The organism is Micromonospora sagamiensis (assembly GCF_014680085.1).
GTDB classification, from domain to species: Bacteria; Actinomycetota; Actinomycetes; order Mycobacteriales; family Micromonosporaceae; genus Micromonospora; species Micromonospora inyonensis.
On record NZ_AP023438.1, the window covers coordinates 1,474,373 to 1,491,972 of the forward strand.

15 protein-coding genes are annotated in these 17,600 nt (G+C 73.5%); 7 read left to right on the forward strand and 8 right to left on the reverse strand.

Annotated elements, in window-relative coordinates:
- Positions 1-238 precede the first annotated feature (238 nt).
- On the forward strand, positions 239-775 hold the full coding sequence (locus tag IGA62_RS06115; protein WP_145821763.1) for a hypothetical protein: 537 nt from the start codon (positions 239-241) through the stop codon (positions 773-775).
- A gap of 117 nt (positions 776-892) precedes the next feature.
- Positions 893-1,858 carry a class F sortase gene (locus IGA62_RS06120; protein ID WP_145815871.1) on the forward strand — a complete coding sequence of 322 codons (966 nt, stop codon included), beginning with the start codon at positions 893-895 and terminating at the stop codon, positions 1,856-1,858.
- 33 nt (positions 1,859-1,891) lie between these two features.
- Here the strand turns inward: IGA62_RS06120 and IGA62_RS06125 are convergent, their stop codons facing one another.
- Positions 1,892-2,449, reverse strand: coding sequence for an HNH endonuclease (locus IGA62_RS06125; protein WP_145815870.1), 558 nt, complete (start codon positions 2,447-2,449; stop codon positions 1,892-1,894).
- A gap of 295 nt (positions 2,450-2,744) precedes the next feature.
- On the opposite strand from IGA62_RS06125, the gene IGA62_RS06130 reads away from it, so the two are divergent.
- From IGA62_RS06130 to IGA62_RS06140, 3 genes are all read left to right on the forward strand, one after another.
- Positions 2,745-3,773 (forward strand): mechanosensitive ion channel family protein, encoded by a 1,029-nt coding sequence (locus IGA62_RS06130; RefSeq protein ID WP_145815869.1) that lies wholly within the window; start codon positions 2,745-2,747, stop codon positions 3,771-3,773.
- Positions 3,774-4,089: 316 nt separating this feature from the next.
- Positions 4,090-5,454 carry an MFS transporter gene (locus IGA62_RS06135; RefSeq protein WP_377464998.1) on the forward strand — a complete coding sequence of 455 codons (1,365 nt, stop codon included), beginning with the start codon at positions 4,090-4,092 and terminating at the stop codon, positions 5,452-5,454.
- A 67-nt stretch (positions 5,455-5,521) separates the two neighbouring features.
- Positions 5,522-5,947 (forward strand): globin, encoded by a 426-nt coding sequence (locus tag IGA62_RS06140; protein ID WP_145815868.1) that lies wholly within the window; start codon positions 5,522-5,524, stop codon positions 5,945-5,947.
- Positions 5,948-6,063: 116 nt separating this feature from the next.
- Here IGA62_RS06140 and IGA62_RS06145 read toward each other — a convergent pair whose 3' ends face one another.
- The 4 genes from IGA62_RS06145 to ettA all read right to left on the reverse strand — a co-directional run bounded on the left by IGA62_RS06145 (position 6,064) and on the right by ettA (position 9,627).
- The gene (locus IGA62_RS06145; protein ID WP_091459345.1) at positions 6,064-6,657 is read right to left on the reverse strand and encodes a type III secretion system chaperone family protein; all 594 of its coding nucleotides are present in this window, start codon (positions 6,655-6,657) and stop codon (positions 6,064-6,066) included.
- A 131-nt stretch (positions 6,658-6,788) separates the two neighbouring features.
- Positions 6,789-7,499 carry a hypothetical protein gene (locus IGA62_RS06150; RefSeq protein ID WP_186499733.1) on the reverse strand — a complete coding sequence of 237 codons (711 nt, stop codon included), beginning with the start codon at positions 7,497-7,499 and terminating at the stop codon, positions 6,789-6,791.
- Entirely contained in the window at positions 7,496-7,948 is a 453-nt protein-coding gene (locus tag IGA62_RS06155; RefSeq protein WP_145815867.1) for an acyl-CoA thioesterase, read from the reverse strand. The genes IGA62_RS06150 and IGA62_RS06155 overlap by 4 nt, the downstream gene beginning before the upstream one ends.
- A 2-nt stretch (positions 7,949-7,950) precedes the next feature.
- Positions 7,951-9,627, reverse strand: coding sequence for an energy-dependent translational throttle protein EttA (gene ettA / locus IGA62_RS06160; protein WP_145815866.1), 1,677 nt, complete (start codon positions 9,625-9,627; stop codon positions 7,951-7,953).
- A gap of 328 nt (positions 9,628-9,955) precedes the next feature.
- Between ettA and IGA62_RS06165 the strand changes: the two genes are divergently transcribed.
- Positions 9,956-11,356, forward strand: a complete 1,401-nt coding sequence (locus IGA62_RS06165) for an alpha,alpha-trehalose-phosphate synthase (UDP-forming) (RefSeq protein ID WP_145815865.1) — start codon at positions 9,956-9,958, stop codon at positions 11,354-11,356.
- Positions 11,353-13,956 carry a trehalose-phosphatase gene (gene otsB / locus IGA62_RS06170; RefSeq protein ID WP_145815864.1) on the forward strand — a complete coding sequence of 868 codons (2,604 nt, stop codon included), beginning with the start codon at positions 11,353-11,355 and terminating at the stop codon, positions 13,954-13,956. The genes IGA62_RS06165 and otsB overlap by 4 nt, the downstream gene beginning before the upstream one ends.
- 79 nt (positions 13,957-14,035) lie before the next feature.
- Here the strand turns inward: otsB and cobA are convergent, their stop codons facing one another.
- From cobA to cobC, 3 genes are all read right to left on the reverse strand, one after another.
- Positions 14,036-15,262, reverse strand: coding sequence for a uroporphyrinogen-III C-methyltransferase (gene cobA, locus IGA62_RS06175; RefSeq protein ID WP_190289260.1), 1,227 nt, complete (start codon positions 15,260-15,262; stop codon positions 14,036-14,038).
- Positions 15,263-15,329: 67 nt separating this feature from the next.
- Positions 15,330-16,424 carry a nicotinate-nucleotide--dimethylbenzimidazole phosphoribosyltransferase gene (gene cobT, locus IGA62_RS06180; RefSeq protein ID WP_190289295.1) on the reverse strand — a complete coding sequence of 365 codons (1,095 nt, stop codon included), beginning with the start codon at positions 16,422-16,424 and terminating at the stop codon, positions 15,330-15,332.
- Positions 16,424-17,509, reverse strand: a complete 1,086-nt coding sequence (gene cobC / locus IGA62_RS06185; protein WP_145815863.1) for an Rv2231c family pyridoxal phosphate-dependent protein CobC — start codon at positions 17,507-17,509, stop codon at positions 16,424-16,426. The genes cobT and cobC overlap by 1 nt, the downstream gene beginning before the upstream one ends.
- Between the last annotated feature and the right edge of the window lie 91 nt (positions 17,510-17,600).

The window sequence follows — 17,600 nt, forward strand, 5'->3', positions numbered from 1 at the left end:
CGGGTCGCGCGACACCGAGCGGCGGCCGGCGGGCAGGAGCAGCGGCGCCGAGCAACGGCCGGCGGGCAGGAGCAGCGGCGCCGCGTGGCCGGCGGGGGCGTCCCGGTGACACCGGGCCCGGGTTTGCCTCCGGGGCAGCGGGAATGCAGGGCGGGTCGCCCAGCGCACCGCCGGTGCCGGGAAGGGGAGGATCATGCGGGGTCACGGACCCGGCCGCGCCGTGTCGACGGCGCTGGTCATGATCACACTGGTCGGGATCGTCGTCCTGGCCGCTGCGACCCCCGCCCTCGCGGGGGAGAACGTCTTCGTCGAGGTGCGGCCGAGCACGATCCAGGCCGGCAGCCGGGTGGACATCCGGGCCGGCTGCGACCGCAACAACGACCGGCAGGCGGAGGTCACGTCGGACGCCTTCGGTCGGGTGGTGCTCCGCCCGCACGACGACCGGTCGGGCGGCGACGAACGGAGCGGCACCGGCCCCGACCACAACGGCAACCGCGCCGACTCGGGCTTCCTCACCGGCGCGGTGACCGTCCCGGCCAGCACCGCTCCGGGCGACTACCCGGTGGAGCTGCGCTGCCCGAACGGCAACCGGGCGAGCACCGTGTTGACCGTGCTGAACATGACCCAGCCCAGCAAGGGGCCGGCAACCGGTGGCGGGGGGACCGCCGGTGGCCGGGGAGCGGGCTCGCTGCTGCTGGTGGGCGGCCTGGTGACCGCCGCCGTCGTGGCCGGGCTGGGGCTGTTCGGCAGCCGCCGCCGGCCCGGGAGTCCCTGACCGGGGTACGCCATGGCCGGCTCACGCCAGCGCGACCCGCGCCGGGACCGCCGGACGACCCGGCGGCGGGATCCCGCCCGTCCCGTCGCACACCGCGCACCCGCCGCACGGCGCCGGATGCTCCCGGGGTGGCTGTCCGCCCCGCTCGGGCGCGGCGCGGCCGGGCTGGTCCGCGCGCTGTGGTGGACGCTCGTCCTCGTCGGGCGCGGGCTGCGACTCGACGGCGTCCTGCTGTGGCACGGTGCCGTCGCCCTCGGCCGCGCCGGCCTCGTGCTCGGCCGTGGCCTCGGGCGCGGGCTGCGCCGGTTCCGGGGGGTGGCGGCCGAGGCGAGCCGGGCGGGGGTTCTGGTCGTCGACCCGGCCGCCCGGCGGCCACCGGGGCACCCGGTCGATCCGCGAGCACCCGGGCACCCCGTCGATCCGCGACGGACGGGCGTCCGGGGCCGGGTGGGTCGTCGGGCGGTGGGCTCGGGTCCGGGAGCGCCGGTGCTGGTGGTCGCCACGCTGATGGTGCTGATCGTGGCGATGCTCGGGGTCGAGCAGGTCACCGGAACCAGCCTGCTGCCGGACCGGCTCGGCGCCGGCCTGCGCCCGCCGCCCCGGAAGTTCCCGGTGCTGCCGGCCAGCCCGCCGGTGGAGATCGAAATCCGGGCGCTGGACCTGAACGCGCCCGTCCACCACGTCGGGCTCGCCGCCGACGGCACGATCGGCGTACCGGACGAGAAGCGTGCCCACGAGGCCGCCTGGTACGACCAGGGCCCGACTCCGGGGCAGTACGGCCCGGCGGTGGTCGTCGGCCACGTGGACACCTCGACCGGTCCGGCGGTCTTCCACGACCTGAAGCGGCTGCGGTCCGGCGACCGGATCGAAGTCGACCGGGCGGACCGGTCGGTGGCGGTCTTCGAGGTGGACGCGGTCGAGCGGTTCGACAAGGAACGGCTGCCGGTGGACGAGGTCTTCGGCGACTTCAGCCGCCCGAGCCTGCGGCTGATCACCTGTGGCGGCCGCTGGGTGGGCGGGGCGACCGGGTACGCCGACAACGTCGTCGTCTTCGCCTCCCTGGTCCGGGCGCGTCAGCCCTGACCACCCTCGGGCCGCGCCGGACGCCGGAGCCGGTCAGGCCGCCTCGGCGACCGGCGTCGTCGTCAGCTCGTTCTCCCGCAGGTCGAGCCAGTCCGCCCAGCGGGGGTCGGGCGCCCGGTGGCCGAGCACCCGCCACGCCGTGCCCTTGGGGGTCGTCGGCATGGCGTGCAGCCGCCATCCCATCTCCGCCGGGGTCTTGTCCCCCTTGGTGTGGTTGCAGCGGGCACAGGCGGCGACCACGTTCTCCCAGGCGTGCCGGCCGCCCCGGCTGCGCGGGAAGACGTGGTCGATGGTCTCGGCGGGGCCCCGGCAGTACGCGCACCGCCACCCGTCCCGGGCGAAGATCGCCCGCCGGGAGAGCCCGACGTGGGTGCGGTACGGCACCCGGACGAAGCGGGTCAGCCGGACCACCGAGGGAACCGGCAACGCGTCGAAGGCGCTGTGCAGGACGCCGTCCCCGTCGGCCACGCAGACGGCCTTGGCCGTGAGCACCAGGATCGCGGCCCGACGCACCGACACGACACACAACGGCTCGTAGGTGGCGTTGAGGACCAACGCGCCGGAGCCCATTGCGGGTCGTATGTCAGGCATCGTGCTCACCCTCCCGGTCCAGCCGCGTCGCGTCCTCGCGGCCGACCGCGGAGGACACGAGGCCAGCCACGGTCGACGCCGGAGGGATCACCGACGTTCCGTGCGCCAATCGTCCCTGATCGGAACCCGGATTGCACGCACTAATCCGGGGTCCCTGGTGAAGCTTTTTTCGACTGTGCAAGGATGACCGGTTTCGCACCGGTTGATCAACGGTGCGCCCCCCGAAACCCGGTCGGAGCCGCCGGCAGGCGGGGTGGCCTGCGCCCCCGGCGAAGCGTGCGGTACGAAGACAGACGTGACTGCTGCCCCGCCGACGCCACCGGCCACGGAGACCCCGACGCTGGAGCTCAGCCCCGACTGCCTCTCCGACGCGCTCTGCAAGAACGTCTACGACCTGACCGGCTCCACCTGGTTCGCCGAGGGCAGCTACTGGATCCTGCTCAAGCCGCTGCGGATCGTGATGATCCTCCTGCTGGCCGTCGCCGCCCGGTTCCTGCTGCACCGGGCGATCAGGCGGCTGGTCCGGAGCACCACGGACGCGGCGGTGCCGACCCTGCTCAAGCCCTTGCGGGAGCGGATCCCCACCGCCGCCACCGAGCCCGGGGAGTTCGTACCCGAGCGGCGTCGGCAGCGGGCCGAGGCGATCGGGTCGGTGCTGAGCAGCATGGTCACCGCCTTCGTGTTCGGCATCGCCCTGCTGATGATCCTCAAGGAGTTCAGCTTCGACCTCGCGCCCCTGCTGGCCAGCGCCGGCATCGCGGGCGTGGCGCTGGGCTTCGGCGCGCAGAGCCTGGTCAAGGATCTGATCGCCGGGCTGTTCATGCTGCTGGAGGACCAGTACGGCGTGGGCGACACGGTGGACGTGGGCGAGGCGACCGGGGTGGTCGAGTCGGTGGGCCTGCGGGTCACCACGGTCCGCGACGCCCGGGGGGTGCTCTGGTACATCCGCAACGGCGAGATCGTCCGGGTCGGCAACAAGAGCCAGGGGTGGGCACTGGTCGTGGTCGACCTGCCGATCGGCTTCGCCAGCACGGAGGAGGCCACCGCCGTGCTGCGGACCGCCGCGGCGTCGGTGGCGCTCGACCCGGATCTGGCCCCGCAGATCGTGGAGCCACCGGAGGTGCTCGGCGTGGAGCAGGTGACCATCGACGGCGCGGTGATCCGTACGGTGGTCAAGACGAGCGCGGACGGACAGTTCGCGGTCGGTCGGGAGTTGCGCCGTCGGCTGGCCGAGGCCCTGGAGAACTCGGGCATCACCGCCAAGATCGCCGCAGCCCGCTTCTACCCCGGCATCCCCACCGCCGCGCCGACCGCCCCGGTCTGACCTGCGCCTCGCCCCGGTCGACCAGCCATAGTCGAGGTGGCCGACCACCGAGGGGTCGCGATCCGCCCGGCCCCTCGGGTATCGTCCGTTCGTTCAGTCGGAGATGCGACGATCAATCCGTTCACCCTAGCCAGCCTTCAGACGATCGGGCAGAATCCGGGAACGAGCTCCTCCGGAGCGTGATCACGTCCTCGCTGCTCCGTAGATCTGACGACGATTCCCGGCCCGACCACCACGAGTGGCGCCGTCGGGGACGATGGAGGCCACGGTGTCCGACGAGCGACCCCTCCACGAAGGTCCGGCCACCTTCGGTGAAGTGTTCGCCCAGCGCGAGTACCGGGCGGTCCTGACGGCCACCACCCTCTCCTGGATCGGCGACTACATCGCGAAGGCCGCGGTGACCGTCCTGGTCTACCGGGAGACCGAGTCGGTGGCCCTGTCGGCGGCGGCGTTCGCGGTGAGTTACCTGCCGTGGCTCGTCGGCGGCCCGCTGCTGTCCACGGTGGCCGACCGGTGCCGGTACCGGTCCGTGATGGTCAACTCCGACCTGTTCCGGATGGCGCTGGTCGCGTTGGTCGCCGTGCCGCACCTGCCGGTCTGGGCGATCCTCGGTCTCCTCTTCGCCACCACCCTGGCCAACCCACCGAGCCAGGCCGCGCGCTCGGCGCTCATGCCGGTGATCCTCACCGGCGACAAGCTGGTGGTCGGTCTCTCGGTCAACAGCAGCGTCGGGCAGGCGGCCCAGGTGACCGGCTACCTCGTCGGCGCCGCCATCGCCACCGCCAGCCCCACGGTCGCGCTGCTGGTCAACGCGGCCAGCTTCGGCGCGTCCGCGTTGATCGTGCGGCTCGGTGTCCGCGACCATCCCCGGGTCGCCACCGGCGATCCCCGCGCGTCCCTGCTGCGCGAGACCGGGGACGGGTTCCGGATCGTCTTCGGCACCCCGGTGCTGCGGTCGATCGCCGTGCTGGTGTTCAGCTCGATGCTCTTCTCCATCGTCCCCGAGGGGCTGGCCGGCGCCTGGGCGGGTGAGCGGTCGGGCGGAGGCGTGGACGCCGCCGCCACCCAGGCGGTGATCATGGCCGCCGCGCCGGTCGGCTTCATCCTCGGTGGTCTGATCATCGGACGCGCCGTCCGGCCCGCCCGCCGGGTGGCCCTTATCCGGCCGTTCGCCGTGCTGGCGCCCCTGGTCCTGGTGCCGGCTCTACTCGACCCACCGCCGGGCGTGGTGGCGCTGCTCGTCGCGGTCTGCGGCTTCTCGGTGGCCGGGCTGCTGCCGGTCGCCAACGGGCTCTTCGTCCGGGCCCTGCCCGACGGCTACCGCGCCCGGGCGTTCGGCGTGATGGCGACCGGCATGCAGGTGATCCAGGGCTCCGCCGTGATCGTCACCGGCCTGCTCGCCGAGCGGTTCTCCATTCCCCGCGTGGTCGGCCTCTGGAGCGCGGCCGGCGTGCTCCTGATGCTGGTGGTGGTGGCCCGCTGGCCGAGCACCGCCGCCTTCGACGCCGCCATCGCCGCAGCCAAGGCGCCAGGTCCGCGCCCCGGCTCCGCCGCACCGGCAGGCGGTGGCACCCCCGCCGAGACGACCGGGCGCGCTGCCGCGCCGGTCGCCGAGGGGACACGTGACGAGGGCCCGATGCCGGGGCGGCGCGCGGCGGCGGGCGGCACCGCCACGCTGTGACCGAGCCCGCACCGCAGCGCGGGCGGGCGTACCCGCCGTGTCCCGAGGCACCTGGCAGGATGGAACGGTGACTGCCGCAGGTGACTCCGACCGGACCCAGCCGACGACGACCTTCTTCGAGGCGGTCGGGGGTGAGCCGACATTCCGCCGGCTGGTCGACGAGTTCTACGCCGGTGTCGCCGCCGACCCGCTGCTGCGCCCGATGTACCCCGAGGAGGACCTCGGCCCGGCCGCCGACCGGCTGACGCTGTTCCTGATGCAGTACTGGGGCGGGCCGAACACCTACTCCGCCCAGCGCGGGCACCCCCGGCTGCGGATGCGGCACGCGCCGTTCCGGATCGGCCCCGCCGAGCGGGACGCCTGGTTGCGGCACATGCGACAGGCGGTCGACTCCCTGGACCTGCCGCCGGACGTGGCCACGACGCTCTGGGACTACCTGGAGCGGGCGGCGTACTTCATGGTCAACATGATGGACGACCCGGCCGTACGCTGATCCGAGCCCACCGGGCGGGGACCGCCCGGCCCGCGGGCGTCACGGCGCACCCCGACCGGCGGAGGTGACGGCGGCCGGCCGGGGGTACCGACCGGCATCGCCGCGACGTCATCTCCTCAGAGCAGGGCACCCTCGTCGTGCAGCCAGTCGACGAAGTTCGTCGCGACCGCCGCGCCACAGTCGAGCAGCTCGACCAGGAGCGCGTCGTGAGTCCCCGCGCCGAGCGGCACCTGGAGTTCGGCGTAGATCGGCAGTTGCCCGCGCTCGGTCGGGTCACCGATGTACGCCTTGCAGAACCGACGCGTGTGGTTCCACTCGTTGACCACCCGGTACGCCCGGTCGGCCCAGTCCGGCGGAACGGTCGCGTGTGGACGGGCCCGCATGACGAGGATCTCGTCCTCCGGCCCCTCCAGCGTGACCAGCACCGCGTGCCGTTCCCACATGGCCAACAGGTTGCCGTCGCCGTCCGCAAGGTAGCGGACGTCCAACAGGTCGAGCGCGTCGCAGACCCGGCCGAGGTTCACCGGGGCGACGGCGGCCGACATCTCCGTACGCACCGTCCGGTCAGCGGCCGCGGCGGAGAGACAGTCGTCTCCCGGCTCGCGTGGTGCCGGTGGTCCGACCCGGACGTTGCCCTCCACTGTGATCCCACTCCGATTGTCCGGCTCGCCACCACTGGCGTGGCCGGGGCGCCATGACCACCACGGCATCACTCGCGCACCTCACTCCCCAGCGGATCCGGACGCCTACCGTGCGTTGGATCCGAGGATGGACGGTACCCGGACAGCCGGCGTGAAGCATCCCCCCAACGCCAGCCCCGGGACAGAAGAAGGAATAGGGGTCATCCGTTCGGGTGATCACCCTGGGGCTTTATGGCAAGGTCTGCCACCTTCTGCGACCAGACCACTCCGTACGGCGCTACCAGGCCGGTCCACCGGTTGGCCAGGCGCACCTGCACATCCCGCGGAACGGCGGCACCGGCCGGCCCGAGGAAGCCCATCCGGACCACCCCCTGAACCAGCCGCTGGGTCACCTCGACCCGCTCCCCCGCCTCCCCGGTGACCACCACGGCGACGTGGTCCAGCAGGGCGTCGCGGACCGCGCGCTGCCCGACCGCCCGTCCCGCCACCCCGTGCGTCGCGGCGGCGCGCAGGGTGCCGGCCGCCGCCTCGGCCACCCGGCGCAGTTCACCGGCGGGGATCGTCTCCACCACCCGGCCGGCGGCCGGCGGCAGCGGCCAGCGCCACTGCGCGTCCCGCCGCCCGGGCAGGGCCCGGCCGTCCCGGCCCAGCTCGGTCAGGAGGTCGGCGGCGGCCACCGTCGCGTCGCCCGGTCCCGGACCGGCGACCGTCCGGCAGACCAGCACCCCCCAGGGCAGCCGGGCCCAGAGCGCCGTCGGGCCGGACGGCCCGACCGGACGGAGCCGGACCACCGCCGCCGGGTCGAACCGCACCAGCCGGGCCAGGAACGCGCCCGCGTCGGCGACGCCGGCCAGCCCGTGCCCGTACGGTGCGGCGGACACGGGCCGACCGGCCACCGGAGCGCCGGTCACGCCGGCTCCCGCACCGGCGGCAGCGCGTAGTTCTCCAGGAAGGTCCGTTCGGCGTCGGTGAGACGGCGCAGCCGCTTCTCCGCGAGGTCGTACGGGACCAGCACCGACCGGGCCCGGCTGGCCAGCACGTCACCGTCGAACAGCTCGTACGCGATGGTGAAGGCGGCCCGCCGGATCTCCTCCACCCAGAGCTCGATCCGGACGGTCGGGGCCGCCTCCGCGCTGGCCCGGCCGAGGGCGTAGTCGACCGGGCGGACGTAGTCGATCTCGTGCCGGGCGATGACCACGCCCTCGGCGAACGAGCCGACCCCCCACGCCCGGCCACCGGCGAACATCAACGCCACCCGCGCCTCCTCGTAGAGGGTGAGGAAGCGCGCGTTGTTGACGTGGCCGTACGCGTCCAGGTCGGACCAGCGCAGCGTGCAGTGGTAGACGAACCGGTCGCTCATGCTCAGTCGCGGGTGAGCTTGCGGTAGGTGATCCGGTGCGGGCGGGCCGCCTCGGCGCCGAGCCGTTCGATCTTGTTCTTCTCGTACGACTCGAAGTTGCCCTCGAACCAGAACCACTTCGCCGGGTTCTCCTCGTCGCCCTCCCAGGCCAGGATGTGCGTGGCGACCCGGTCCAGGAACATCCGGTCGTGGGAGATGACCACGGCGCACCCGGGGAACTCCAGCAGCGCGTTCTCCAGGCTGGAGAGGGTCTCCACGTCCAGGTCGTTGGTCGGCTCGTCGAGCAGGATCACGTTCCCGCCGATCTTCAGGGTCAGCGCCAGGTTGAGCCGGTTGCGCTCGCCACCGGAGAGCACCTTGGTCGGCTTCTGCTGGTCCGGTCCCTTGAATCCGAACGCCGCGATGTACGCCCGGGACGGCATCTCGACCCTGCCCACCATGAGGTGGTCCAGCCCGTCGGAGACGACCTCCCAGACGGTCTTGTCGCCGGCCAGACCCTGTCGGTTCTGGTCGACGTAGGAGAGGGAGACGGTCTCACCGACCCGGACCTGACCGCCGGTCGGCTGCTCCAGCCCGACGATGGTCTTGAACAGGGTGGTCTTGCCGACGCCGTTCGGGCCGATGATGCCGACGATGCCGTTGCGCGGCAGCGAGAAGGAGAGGTTGTCGATCAGCACCCGGTCGCCGAAGCCCTTGGTCAGGCCGTTCGCCTCGATGACCGTGTTGCCCAGGCGCGGGCCCGGCGGGATCTGGATCTCCTCGAAGTCCAGCTTCCGGGTCTTCTCCGCCTCGGCGGCCATCTCGTCGTACCGGTCGAGCCGGGCCTTGGACTTGGTCTGCCGGGCCTTGGCGTTGGAGCGGACCCACTCCAGCTCCTCGGAGAGGCGCTTCTTCATCTTGGCGTCCCGGCGACCCTCGACGGAGAGCCGGGCGGCCTTCTTCTCCAGGTACGTGGAGTAGTTGCCCTCGTACCCGACGGCCCGGCCCCGGTCCAGCTCGAGGATCCAGCCGGCCACGTTGTCCAGGAAGTACCGGTCGTGGGTGATCGCCAGGACGGTGCCGGCGTACTTGGCCAGGTGCTGCTCCAGCCACTGCACGCTCTCCGCGTCCAGGTGGTTGGTGGGCTCGTCGAGCAGGAGCAGGTCGGGCGCCTCCAGCAGCAGCTTGCACAGCGCCACCCGGCGGCGCTCGCCACCGGAGAGCTGGGTGACGTCGGCGTCCGGCGGCGGGCAGCGCAGCGCGTCCATCGCCAGTTCGAGCTTGGAGTCGATGTCCCACGCGTCGGCGTGGTCCAGCTCCTCCTGGAGCTTGCCCATCTCCTCCATCAGCTCGTCGGAGTAGTCGGTCGCCATCTGCTCGGCGATCTTGTTGAACCGCTCCAGCTTGGCCTTGGTCTCGGCGACCGCCTCCTCGACGTTGCCGAGCACGGTCTTGGCCTCGTTGAGCGGCGGCTCCTGGGCGAGCAGGCCGACGGAGAAGCCGGGCATCAGCCGGGCCTCGCCGTTGCTCGGCCGGTCCAGCCCCGCCATGATCTTGAGCAGGCTGGACTTACCCGCGCCGTTCGGGCCGACCACACCGATCTTGGCACCGGGCAGGAAGCTCAGCGTCACGTTGTCGAGCACGACCTTGTCGCCGTGCGCCTTGCGCGCCTTTTCCAGGACGTAGATGTACTGGGCCACGGTGCGGGCTACCTCCGTACGTTGCGATTGGGAGCCGGCGAGCGAAGGGCGGACCGGACCGCCCGCGTGCCGCCGGCCGTCGGCCGGGCGCACGCACGCCATCGTCAATCCTGACAGGTACGCCGTGCTCCGCCCACATCACCCCGCCCCTTGCGGCCACGCCGCCACCTGCCCCCCGCCCACCGCGCCACGGGGAACGTCGGGCAGATCACGTCCAGGTTCGGTGCCCGCTGACCGGGGAAGTAACTGCCGCACGGGGCCCCAGACACCGCAGATACGCTCAGTACGCTCATGCGGTGGACCCGTCGCTTACCGGAGGTGGCCGATCGTGACCGTCCGTAGCTCCTTTGTCGTAGTGGCGAACCGTCTACCGGTCGACGAGGTGAGCACTCCGGAGGGACGGCAGTGGCGCCGGAGCCCGGGCGGACTCGTCACCGCGTTGCACCCGGTCCTCGCCGAGCGTCAGGGCACCTGGGTCGGGTGGGCCGGTGGCACCGGCGCCGCCCCCGAACCGTTCGAGCTGGAGGGCATCCGGCTGCACCCGGTGCCGTTGAGCGGCGACGAGCTGGAGCGCTACTACGAGGGGCAGTCCAACGCCACCATCTGGCCGCTCTACCACGACGCGGTGGAGACCCCGGCGTACAAGCGGCGCTGGCGGGACGCGTACCGGCTGGTCAACGCCCGGTTCGCGGAGGCCGCAGCGGACGTGGCGGCCGAGGGCGCGACGGTCTGGGTGCAGGACTACCAGCTCCAACTGGTCCCGGCGATGCTCCGTGAACTCCGCCCCGACCTGCGGATCGGTTTCTTCCTGCACATCCCCTTCCCGCCGATCGAGCTGTTCATGCAGATGCCGCTGCGCGCCGAGGTGCTGCGCGGCCTGCTCGGGGCGGACCTGGTCGGCTTCCAGCAGCGGCTGGCCGCGCAGAACTTCGTCCGGCTGGCCCGGCACCTGCTCGGGCTGCGCTACGAGGGGCAGATGATCCAGGTCGACGGACGCCAGGTGAAGGCCGGCGCGTTCCCGATCTCGATCGACGTACGGGAGATGGAGCGGCTCGCCTCCGACCCGGCCATCCAGGCCCGCGCCAAGCAGATCCGGGAGGAGCTGGGCAACCCGAAGACGATCATCCTGGGCGTGGACCGGCTGGACTACACCAAGGGCATCGAGCTGCGCCTGAAGGCCTTCCGCGAGCTGCTCTCTGACGGAAAGCTGACAGTCCCGGACGCCGTCATGGTGCAGGTCGCCACCCCGAGTCGGGAACGGGTCGAGCATTACCAGGCACTCAGAGTGAAGGTCGAGCGCGAAGTCGGCCGGATCAACGGCGAGTACGGACGGGTCGGCGTGCCGGCGGTCCACTACCTCCACCAGTCGTACTCTCGCAGTGAGCTCGCCGCCATGTATGTTGCGGCGGACGTGATGATGGTGACCCCGCTGCGAGACGGAATGAATTTGGTGGCCAAGGAGTACGTGGCATCGCGCGCCGACCAGGGCGGCGCGCTCGTGCTCAGTGAGTTTGCCGGTGCGGCGACGGAGCTGCGCCAGGCGTTTCTGTGTAACCCGCACGACCCGGAAGCGGTCAAGGAAGCCCTGCTGAAGGCTGTGCACGTGGAGCGGACGGAGGCCCGCCGCCGCATGCGAATCATGCAACGACACCTCAGGACCCACGACGTGGGCCACTGGGCCAGGTCGTTCCTCAGCGAACTCGGCACACCCGGCGTGGAGGCTGCGTGAACACGAGTGTCACCGAGCCCGCACAGACCCACGGGGTCATCGACCCCGAACTGCGGGCGGCGATCGGTCGGATCGCCCGGGTCCCCCAACTTCTGGTCGCCTGCGACTACGACGGCACGCTCGCCCCGATCGTCGAGGACCCGACCAAGGCCGTCCCGCTGCACGAGTCGGTGGCGGCCGTCCGGGCGCTCGCCGCGCTACCGCAGACCAGCGTCGCGGTGGTCTCCGGACGCGCGCTACGCGACCTGGCCGCCCTGTCCCGGCTGCCGAGCGAGGTCCACCTGGTGGGCAGCCACGGCTCCGAGTTCGACATCGGCTTCGTCGAGCGGCTCAGCCCCGAGCTGATCGCCGTCCGTACCCGGCTGCGCAACGAGCTGCGCGAGATCGCCGCCGCCCACCCGGGCGTGCGGCTGGAGCGCAAGCCGGCCAGCGTCGCGGTGCACACCCGGGGGGTGCCGCCGCAGATCGCGGCCGGCGCCATCGAGGCGGTCCGCAGCGGTCCGGCCACCTGGGACGGGGTCACCGTCACCCAGGGCAAGGAGGTCATCGAGCTGTCGGTGGTCGCCACGCACAAGGGCACCGCCGTCGACCAGCTCCGTACCCAGCTCTCCGCGAGCGCGGTGCTGTTCATCGGGGACGACGTCACCGACGAGAACGCCTTCGGCAACCTGCACGGCCCCGACGTCGGCATCAAGATCGGCACCGGGGAGACGAAGGCGCACTTCCGGGTCGCCGAGCCGATCGAGGCCGCCCGGGCGCTGGCGCTGCTGCTGGAGACCCGGCGGCACTGGCTGTTCGGCGAGCGGGCGGTGCCGATCGAGCGGCACTCCATGCTCGCCAACGGGCGGACCGTGGCGCTGCTCACCCCGGAAGCCAAGGTCACCTGGCTGTGCCACCCCAAGCCGGACTCGGCGGCCATCTTCGCCGACCTGGTGGGCGGCAGCCCGGCCGGGCATTTCAGCGTCGCCCCCGAGCGGGGCGGCATCCCGCTGGGGCAGCGGTACCGCAACGGCACCATGACGGTGGAGACCCGCTGGTCGGGGCTGACCGTGACCGACTGGCTCGACCGGCCGTCCCGCGACCACGTGCCGAACGAGTCGACCGTCGTCTCCGGCGACTCGACCCTGATCCGGGTCTTCACCGGCTCCGGCCGGGTCCGGCTGGAGTTCGCCCCCCGGCCGGAGTTCGGTCAGGTGGCCGTGCAGCTCCAGCCGCTCGCCGACGGGCTGCTGGTGCTCGGCTCCAACGAGCCGGTGGCGCTCTACTCCCCCGGCGTGCAGTGGCAGGTGACCAACGACGGCGGGTACGAGACCGCCAAGGCGGTGGTCGACCTCTCCGCCGCCGGTGGGCAGGTCACCTGCGAGCTGCGCTTCGGTACGCACAGCCTGGAGCACCACCGGGTGCCGGTGCACGAGCGGCAGTCCGCCGCCGAGCAGCCGTGGAAGGACTGGGTGGCCTCGCTGCGCCTGCCGCAGACCGCCCGGGACCTGGTCGCCCGGAGCGCGCTCACCCTGCGCGGGCTCTGCCACGAGGCGACCGGGTCGATCCTCGCGGCGGCGACCACCTCGCTGCCGGAGGAGCTGGGCGGCGTCCGGAACTGGGACTACCGCTACTGCTGGCTGCGGGACGCGGCGATGACCGCCCGGGTGCTGGTGGACCTCGGCTCGCTCGAGGAGGCGGAAGGGCTGCTGCGCTGGGTGGACGGCTGCGTCGAGCGCACCGGCGGGCACCCGGAGCGGCTGCACCCGCTCTACACCGTCGACGGGTACGAACTGGGCGCCGAGGCGGTCATCGACACCCTCCCCGGCTACGCCGGTTCCCGGCCGGTGCGGGTGGGCAACCTCGCCAACCACCAGCTCCAGCTCGACGTCTTCGGCCCGATCGCCGACCTGATCGCCGCGGTGGCGGACGCCCGGGGCTCGGTGCGCGAGACCGAGTGGCGGGTGCTGGAGAACATGGTCGAGGCGGTCCGCCGCCGCTGGCACGAGCCCGACCACGGCATCTGGGAGGCGCGTCTGCCTCCCCGGCACCACATCTTCTCGAAGGTGATGTGCTGGATGACCGTCGACCGGGCGCTGCACGTGGTCCGGCAGCACGGCGACGGCGACCGGCCCGAGTGGGTGGAGCTGCGTGACCGGATCGGCGCCAACGTGCTGGAGCACGGCTGGCACGACGGCGTCGAGGCGTACAGCGTCGCGTACGGGGACGAGGACATGGACGCCTCGTCGCTCTGGATCGGCCTGTCCGGGCTGCTCCCCGGCGACGACCCGCGCTTCCTCTCCACCGTCCTGCGGATCGAGGCGGACCTGCGCAGCGGCCCGGTCGTCTACCGGTACCACTGGGACGACGGCCTGCCCGGCCGGGAGGGCGGCTTCCACATCTGCACGGCGTGGCTGATCGAGGCGTACCTGCGCACCGGTCGGCGCACCGACGCGGAGGAGCTGTTCAGCCAGATGATCGACACGGCGGGGCCGACCGGCCTGCTCCCCGAGCAGTATGATCCGCTCGCCGAACGCGGGCTGGGCAACCACCCGCAGGCGTACAGCCACCTCGGGCTGATCCGGTGCGCCCTGCTGCTGGACAACATGCTCAAGGTCTGATCCGCTGACGAACGACGGCGGCGGGGAACTCCGGTTCCCCGCCGCCGTCGTCGTGTGTTCCCGCCCGGGGGCGTCCAGGTCAGGGGCGGTCGAGGGCGGTGACCACGTCGCCGACGACCACCACGGCCGGGGGCCGCAGGCCCGCCCCGGCCGCCTCCGCCGCCACCGTGGCGAGGGTGGCGCGCAGGGTCCGCTGGTCGGTGGTCGTCCCCTCCTGCACCACCGCCGCCGGGGTGGCCGGGTCCCGCCCGTGCGCGAGCAGCGTGGCGGTGATCGCCGCCAGGTTCTTCAGCCCCATCAGGATGACCAACGTGCCCCGCAGCGCGGCCAGTGCCGGCCAGTTGACCCGGGACTCCGGGTGGTCCGGGGCGAGGTGCCCGGAGACCACGGTGAACTCGTGGGCCACCCCCCGGTGGGTGACCGGGATGCCGGCCACCGCCGGAACCGCGATCGAGCTGGTCACCCCCGGGACCACGGTCACCGGTATGCCGGCCGCCGTGCAGGCCAGCAGCTCCTCGCCGCCCCGGCCGAAGACGTACGGGTCGCCGCCCTTGAGCCGGACCACGAACGCGCCGGCCGACGCCCGGTCCACCAGGATCCGGTTGATCTCCTCCTGGGTCCGGGACGGCCCGTACGGGATCTTCGAGGCGTCGACCAGCTCCACGTCGGGATGCAGCTCGTCGAGGAGCAGTCCGGGGACCAGCCGGTCGGCGACCACCACGTCGGCCTCGGCGAGCAGCCGCCAGCCCCGCAGGGTGATCAGCTCGGCGTCGCCCGGCCCCGCCCCCACCAGGGCCACCTGCCCGGCCCGCCGCCGTGTCCCCGCCGTCGCTTCCGTCCGCAGGGGACTGTCCGGGCCGTCCAGCAACGCGCGGACGGCGTCGCGGGTCGCCCGCGAGCGGTGCGGGTCCCCGCCACCGAGCACGGCGACGGTGACCGGACCGTGCCGGGTCACCGCGGGGGTCCAGGCGCTGGCGGCGAACCGGTCGTCGGCGCGGACGCAGAAGATCCGTCGTTCGGCGGCCACGGCGCTGACCGCCGCGGCGGCGGCCCGGTCGTCCACGGCCACGTGCACCAGCCACGCCCCGTTCAGGTCGGCCGGGAGGAAGCGACGCGGCTCCCAGTGCAGCCGGCCGGCGTCCACGTGCGCCCGCAACGCCGGGGTGAGTTCCGGGGAGACCAGCAGGACGTCCGCACCGGCGTCCAGCAGCGCCGGCACCCGGCGGGTGGCGACCGTGCCCCCACCGACCACGACCACCCGCCGACCGGCCAGCCGCAGTCCCAGCGGGTACGGGTTCACGCTCACGCCGCCGCCTCGCTCCGCTCCCCGGCGGCGCGGGACGCCCCGCCACCGGGCCCGATGGTTCGCTCGCTCACTTCTCGGCCACTCCCGCCGCGTCGAACGTGGCCACCTCGTGCAGTACCCGGGCCGCCCCGGTGACCACCGGCAGGGCGAGCAGCGCGCCGGTGCCCTCACCGAGACGTAGCCCCAGGTCGATCAGGGGGTCGAGCCCGAGGTGGCGCAGCGCGACGGTGGCGCCCGGTTCGGTGGAGCGGTGCCCGGCGACCATCGCGCCCACCGCGTCCGGGGCGAACGCGGCGGCGGCGAGCGCGGCGGAGACCGCGATCACGCCGTCCAGCAGCACCGGGACGCGGCGGGCGGCGGCGGCCAGGATCAGCCCGGCCAGCGCGGCGTGCTCCAGGCCACCGACGGCGGCGAGCACACCGAGCGGGTCGGCCGGGTCGGGTCGGTGCCGGCGCAGCGCGCGCCGTACCACGTCCACCTTCCGCTGGTACGTCTCGTCGTCGACGCCGGTGCCCCGGCCGGTCACCTCGGCCGGGTCGGCCCCGGTGAAGGCGGCGACCAGGGCGGCCGACGGGGTGGTGTTGCCGATGCCCATGTCCCCGGTGAGCAGGATGCCCGCGCCCGCCGCGATCAGCTCGTCGGCGACCCGGATGCCGGTCTCCACCGCCGCCCGCGCCTCGTCCCGGGTGAGCGCGGCGGTGACGGTCAGGTCGCGGGTGCCGGGGCGGATCCGGGCCTCGACCAGCCGGGGTGCGTTCGACGCCACCGGTTGGGGGGCGTCCGGCCCGTCGGCGACGGCGGGCGGCAGCGGGGTGGCCACGCCGACGTCGACCACGGTGACCGAGGCGCCGGCCTGGCGGGCGAAGGCGTTCACCACCGCCCCGCCGGCCAGGAAGTTGCCGATCATCTGCGCGGTGACCTCCTGCGGCCAGGGAGTGACCCCCTGGGCGTGGACGCCGTGGTCGCCCGCGAAGATCGCCACCGCGGCCGGTTCGGGCAGCGGCGGCGGGCAGGTGCCGGCCAGGCCGGCGAGGCGGATCGAGAGGTCCTCCAGGGCACCGAGGGAGCCGGCCGGCTTGGTCAACCGAGACTGGAGGTCCCGGGCGGCGGCCGTCGCCGTCTGGTCGAGGGGGCCGATCGCCGCGATCGTGGTCTCCAACATCACGCCTCCAGGATGTCCGCCAGCGCTTCGACGAACGCGTCGGTGGTCCGCCGGTCGCGGACCGCCACGCGCAGCCAGTCCGGGCCGAGCCCGGGGAAGGTGTCGCCCCGGCGTACCGCCCAGCCCCGCTCCCGCAGGGCGAGCCGGATCCGGTCCGCGCCGGGGATCTCCAGCAGCACGAACGCGCTGGCCGGTCGGCCCGCGACGCGTACCCCGGGAAGGGTGGCGAGGCGGGCCAGCAGGTGGTCACGGTCGGCGGCGAGGCCCGCGGCGATGGCGCGTTCGGCGGCGACCGCCTCCGGCGCGGCGCAGGCGGTCGCGGCGGCCAGCGCCGGGGTGGAGACCGCCCAGAGCGGCTGCACCCGGGCCAGCCGGTCCACCAGGGCGGCCTCGCCGAGCAGGTAGCCGATCCGCAGGCCGGCCAGCCCCCAGGTCTTGGTGAGGCTGCGCAGCACCAGCAGGCCGGGCAGGTCACGCCGCCCGGCGAGTGACTCCGGCTCCCCCGGCACCCCGGGCGCGGCGGTGGTGTCGGCGAACGCCTCGTCCACCACCAAGACCCGGCCGGGCCGGGCCAGCACGGCGATGGTCGCGGCCGGGTGCAGCACGGAGGTCGGGTTGGTGGGATTGCCGACCATGACCAGGTCGGCGTCGGCGGGCACCCGGGCCGGGTCGAGGCGGAACCCGTCGGCCGCGTCGAGCAGCACCCGCTCCACCTCGTGCCCGGCGGCGGCGAGTGCGGCCTCCGGCTCGGTGAACTGCGGGTGCACCACCACCGGCCGGCGCACCCCGCGCAGGGCCTGCGCGATCAGCACGAAACCCTCGGCAGCCCCGGCGGTGAGCAGCACCTCCGCCGGGGGCCGGCGGTGCCGGGCGGCGACCGCCGCGCGGGCCGGGGCCGGGTCGGGGTAGCGGGCGAGGTCGCCGAGGGAGGCGGCCAGCGGCCCGGCCAGCCAGGGTGGCATCGGGGCCCGGCGGACGTTGACCGCGAGGTCGACCAGGCCCTCGCCGACCTCGACGTCACCGTGGTGGCCGAGGTCGGGTTCCGGCACGACGCCCAGGGGCGCTCCGATCGGCTGACCACGCATGCCCGCGATCCTGCCGGGAAGCCGGTGCGGAGGACAGCGGATCGGGGCGTGGGGCGCGTCACCACCTCGGAAGAATTATGAATATTGCTCA

What these genes read in the sequence shown, in the direction of transcription:
- IGA62_RS06115 (WP_145821763.1), top strand. Translation starts at nt 239, where the DNA reads ATGATCACACTGGTCGGGATCGTCGTCCTGGCCGCTGCGACCCCCGCC.
- IGA62_RS06120 (WP_145815871.1), top strand. Translation starts at nt 893, where the DNA reads ATGCTCCCGGGGTGGCTGTCCGCCCCGCTCGGGCGCGGCGCGGCCGGG.
- IGA62_RS06125 (WP_145815870.1), bottom strand. Translation starts at nt 2,449, where the DNA reads ATGCCTGACATACGACCCGCAATGGGCTCCGGCGCGTTGGTCCTCAAC.
- IGA62_RS06145 (WP_091459345.1), bottom strand. Translation starts at nt 6,657, where the DNA reads ATGCCGTGGTGGTCATGGCGCCCCGGCCACGCCAGTGGTGGCGAGCCG.
- IGA62_RS06155 (WP_145815867.1), bottom strand. Translation starts at nt 7,948, where the DNA reads ATGAGCGACCGGTTCGTCTACCACTGCACGCTGCGCTGGTCCGACCTG.
- cobT (WP_190289295.1), bottom strand. Translation starts at nt 16,424, where the DNA reads ATGTTGGAGACCACGATCGCGGCGATCGGCCCCCTCGACCAGACGGCG.
- cobC (WP_145815863.1), bottom strand. Translation starts at nt 17,509, where the DNA reads ATGCGTGGTCAGCCGATCGGAGCGCCCCTGGGCGTCGTGCCGGAACCC.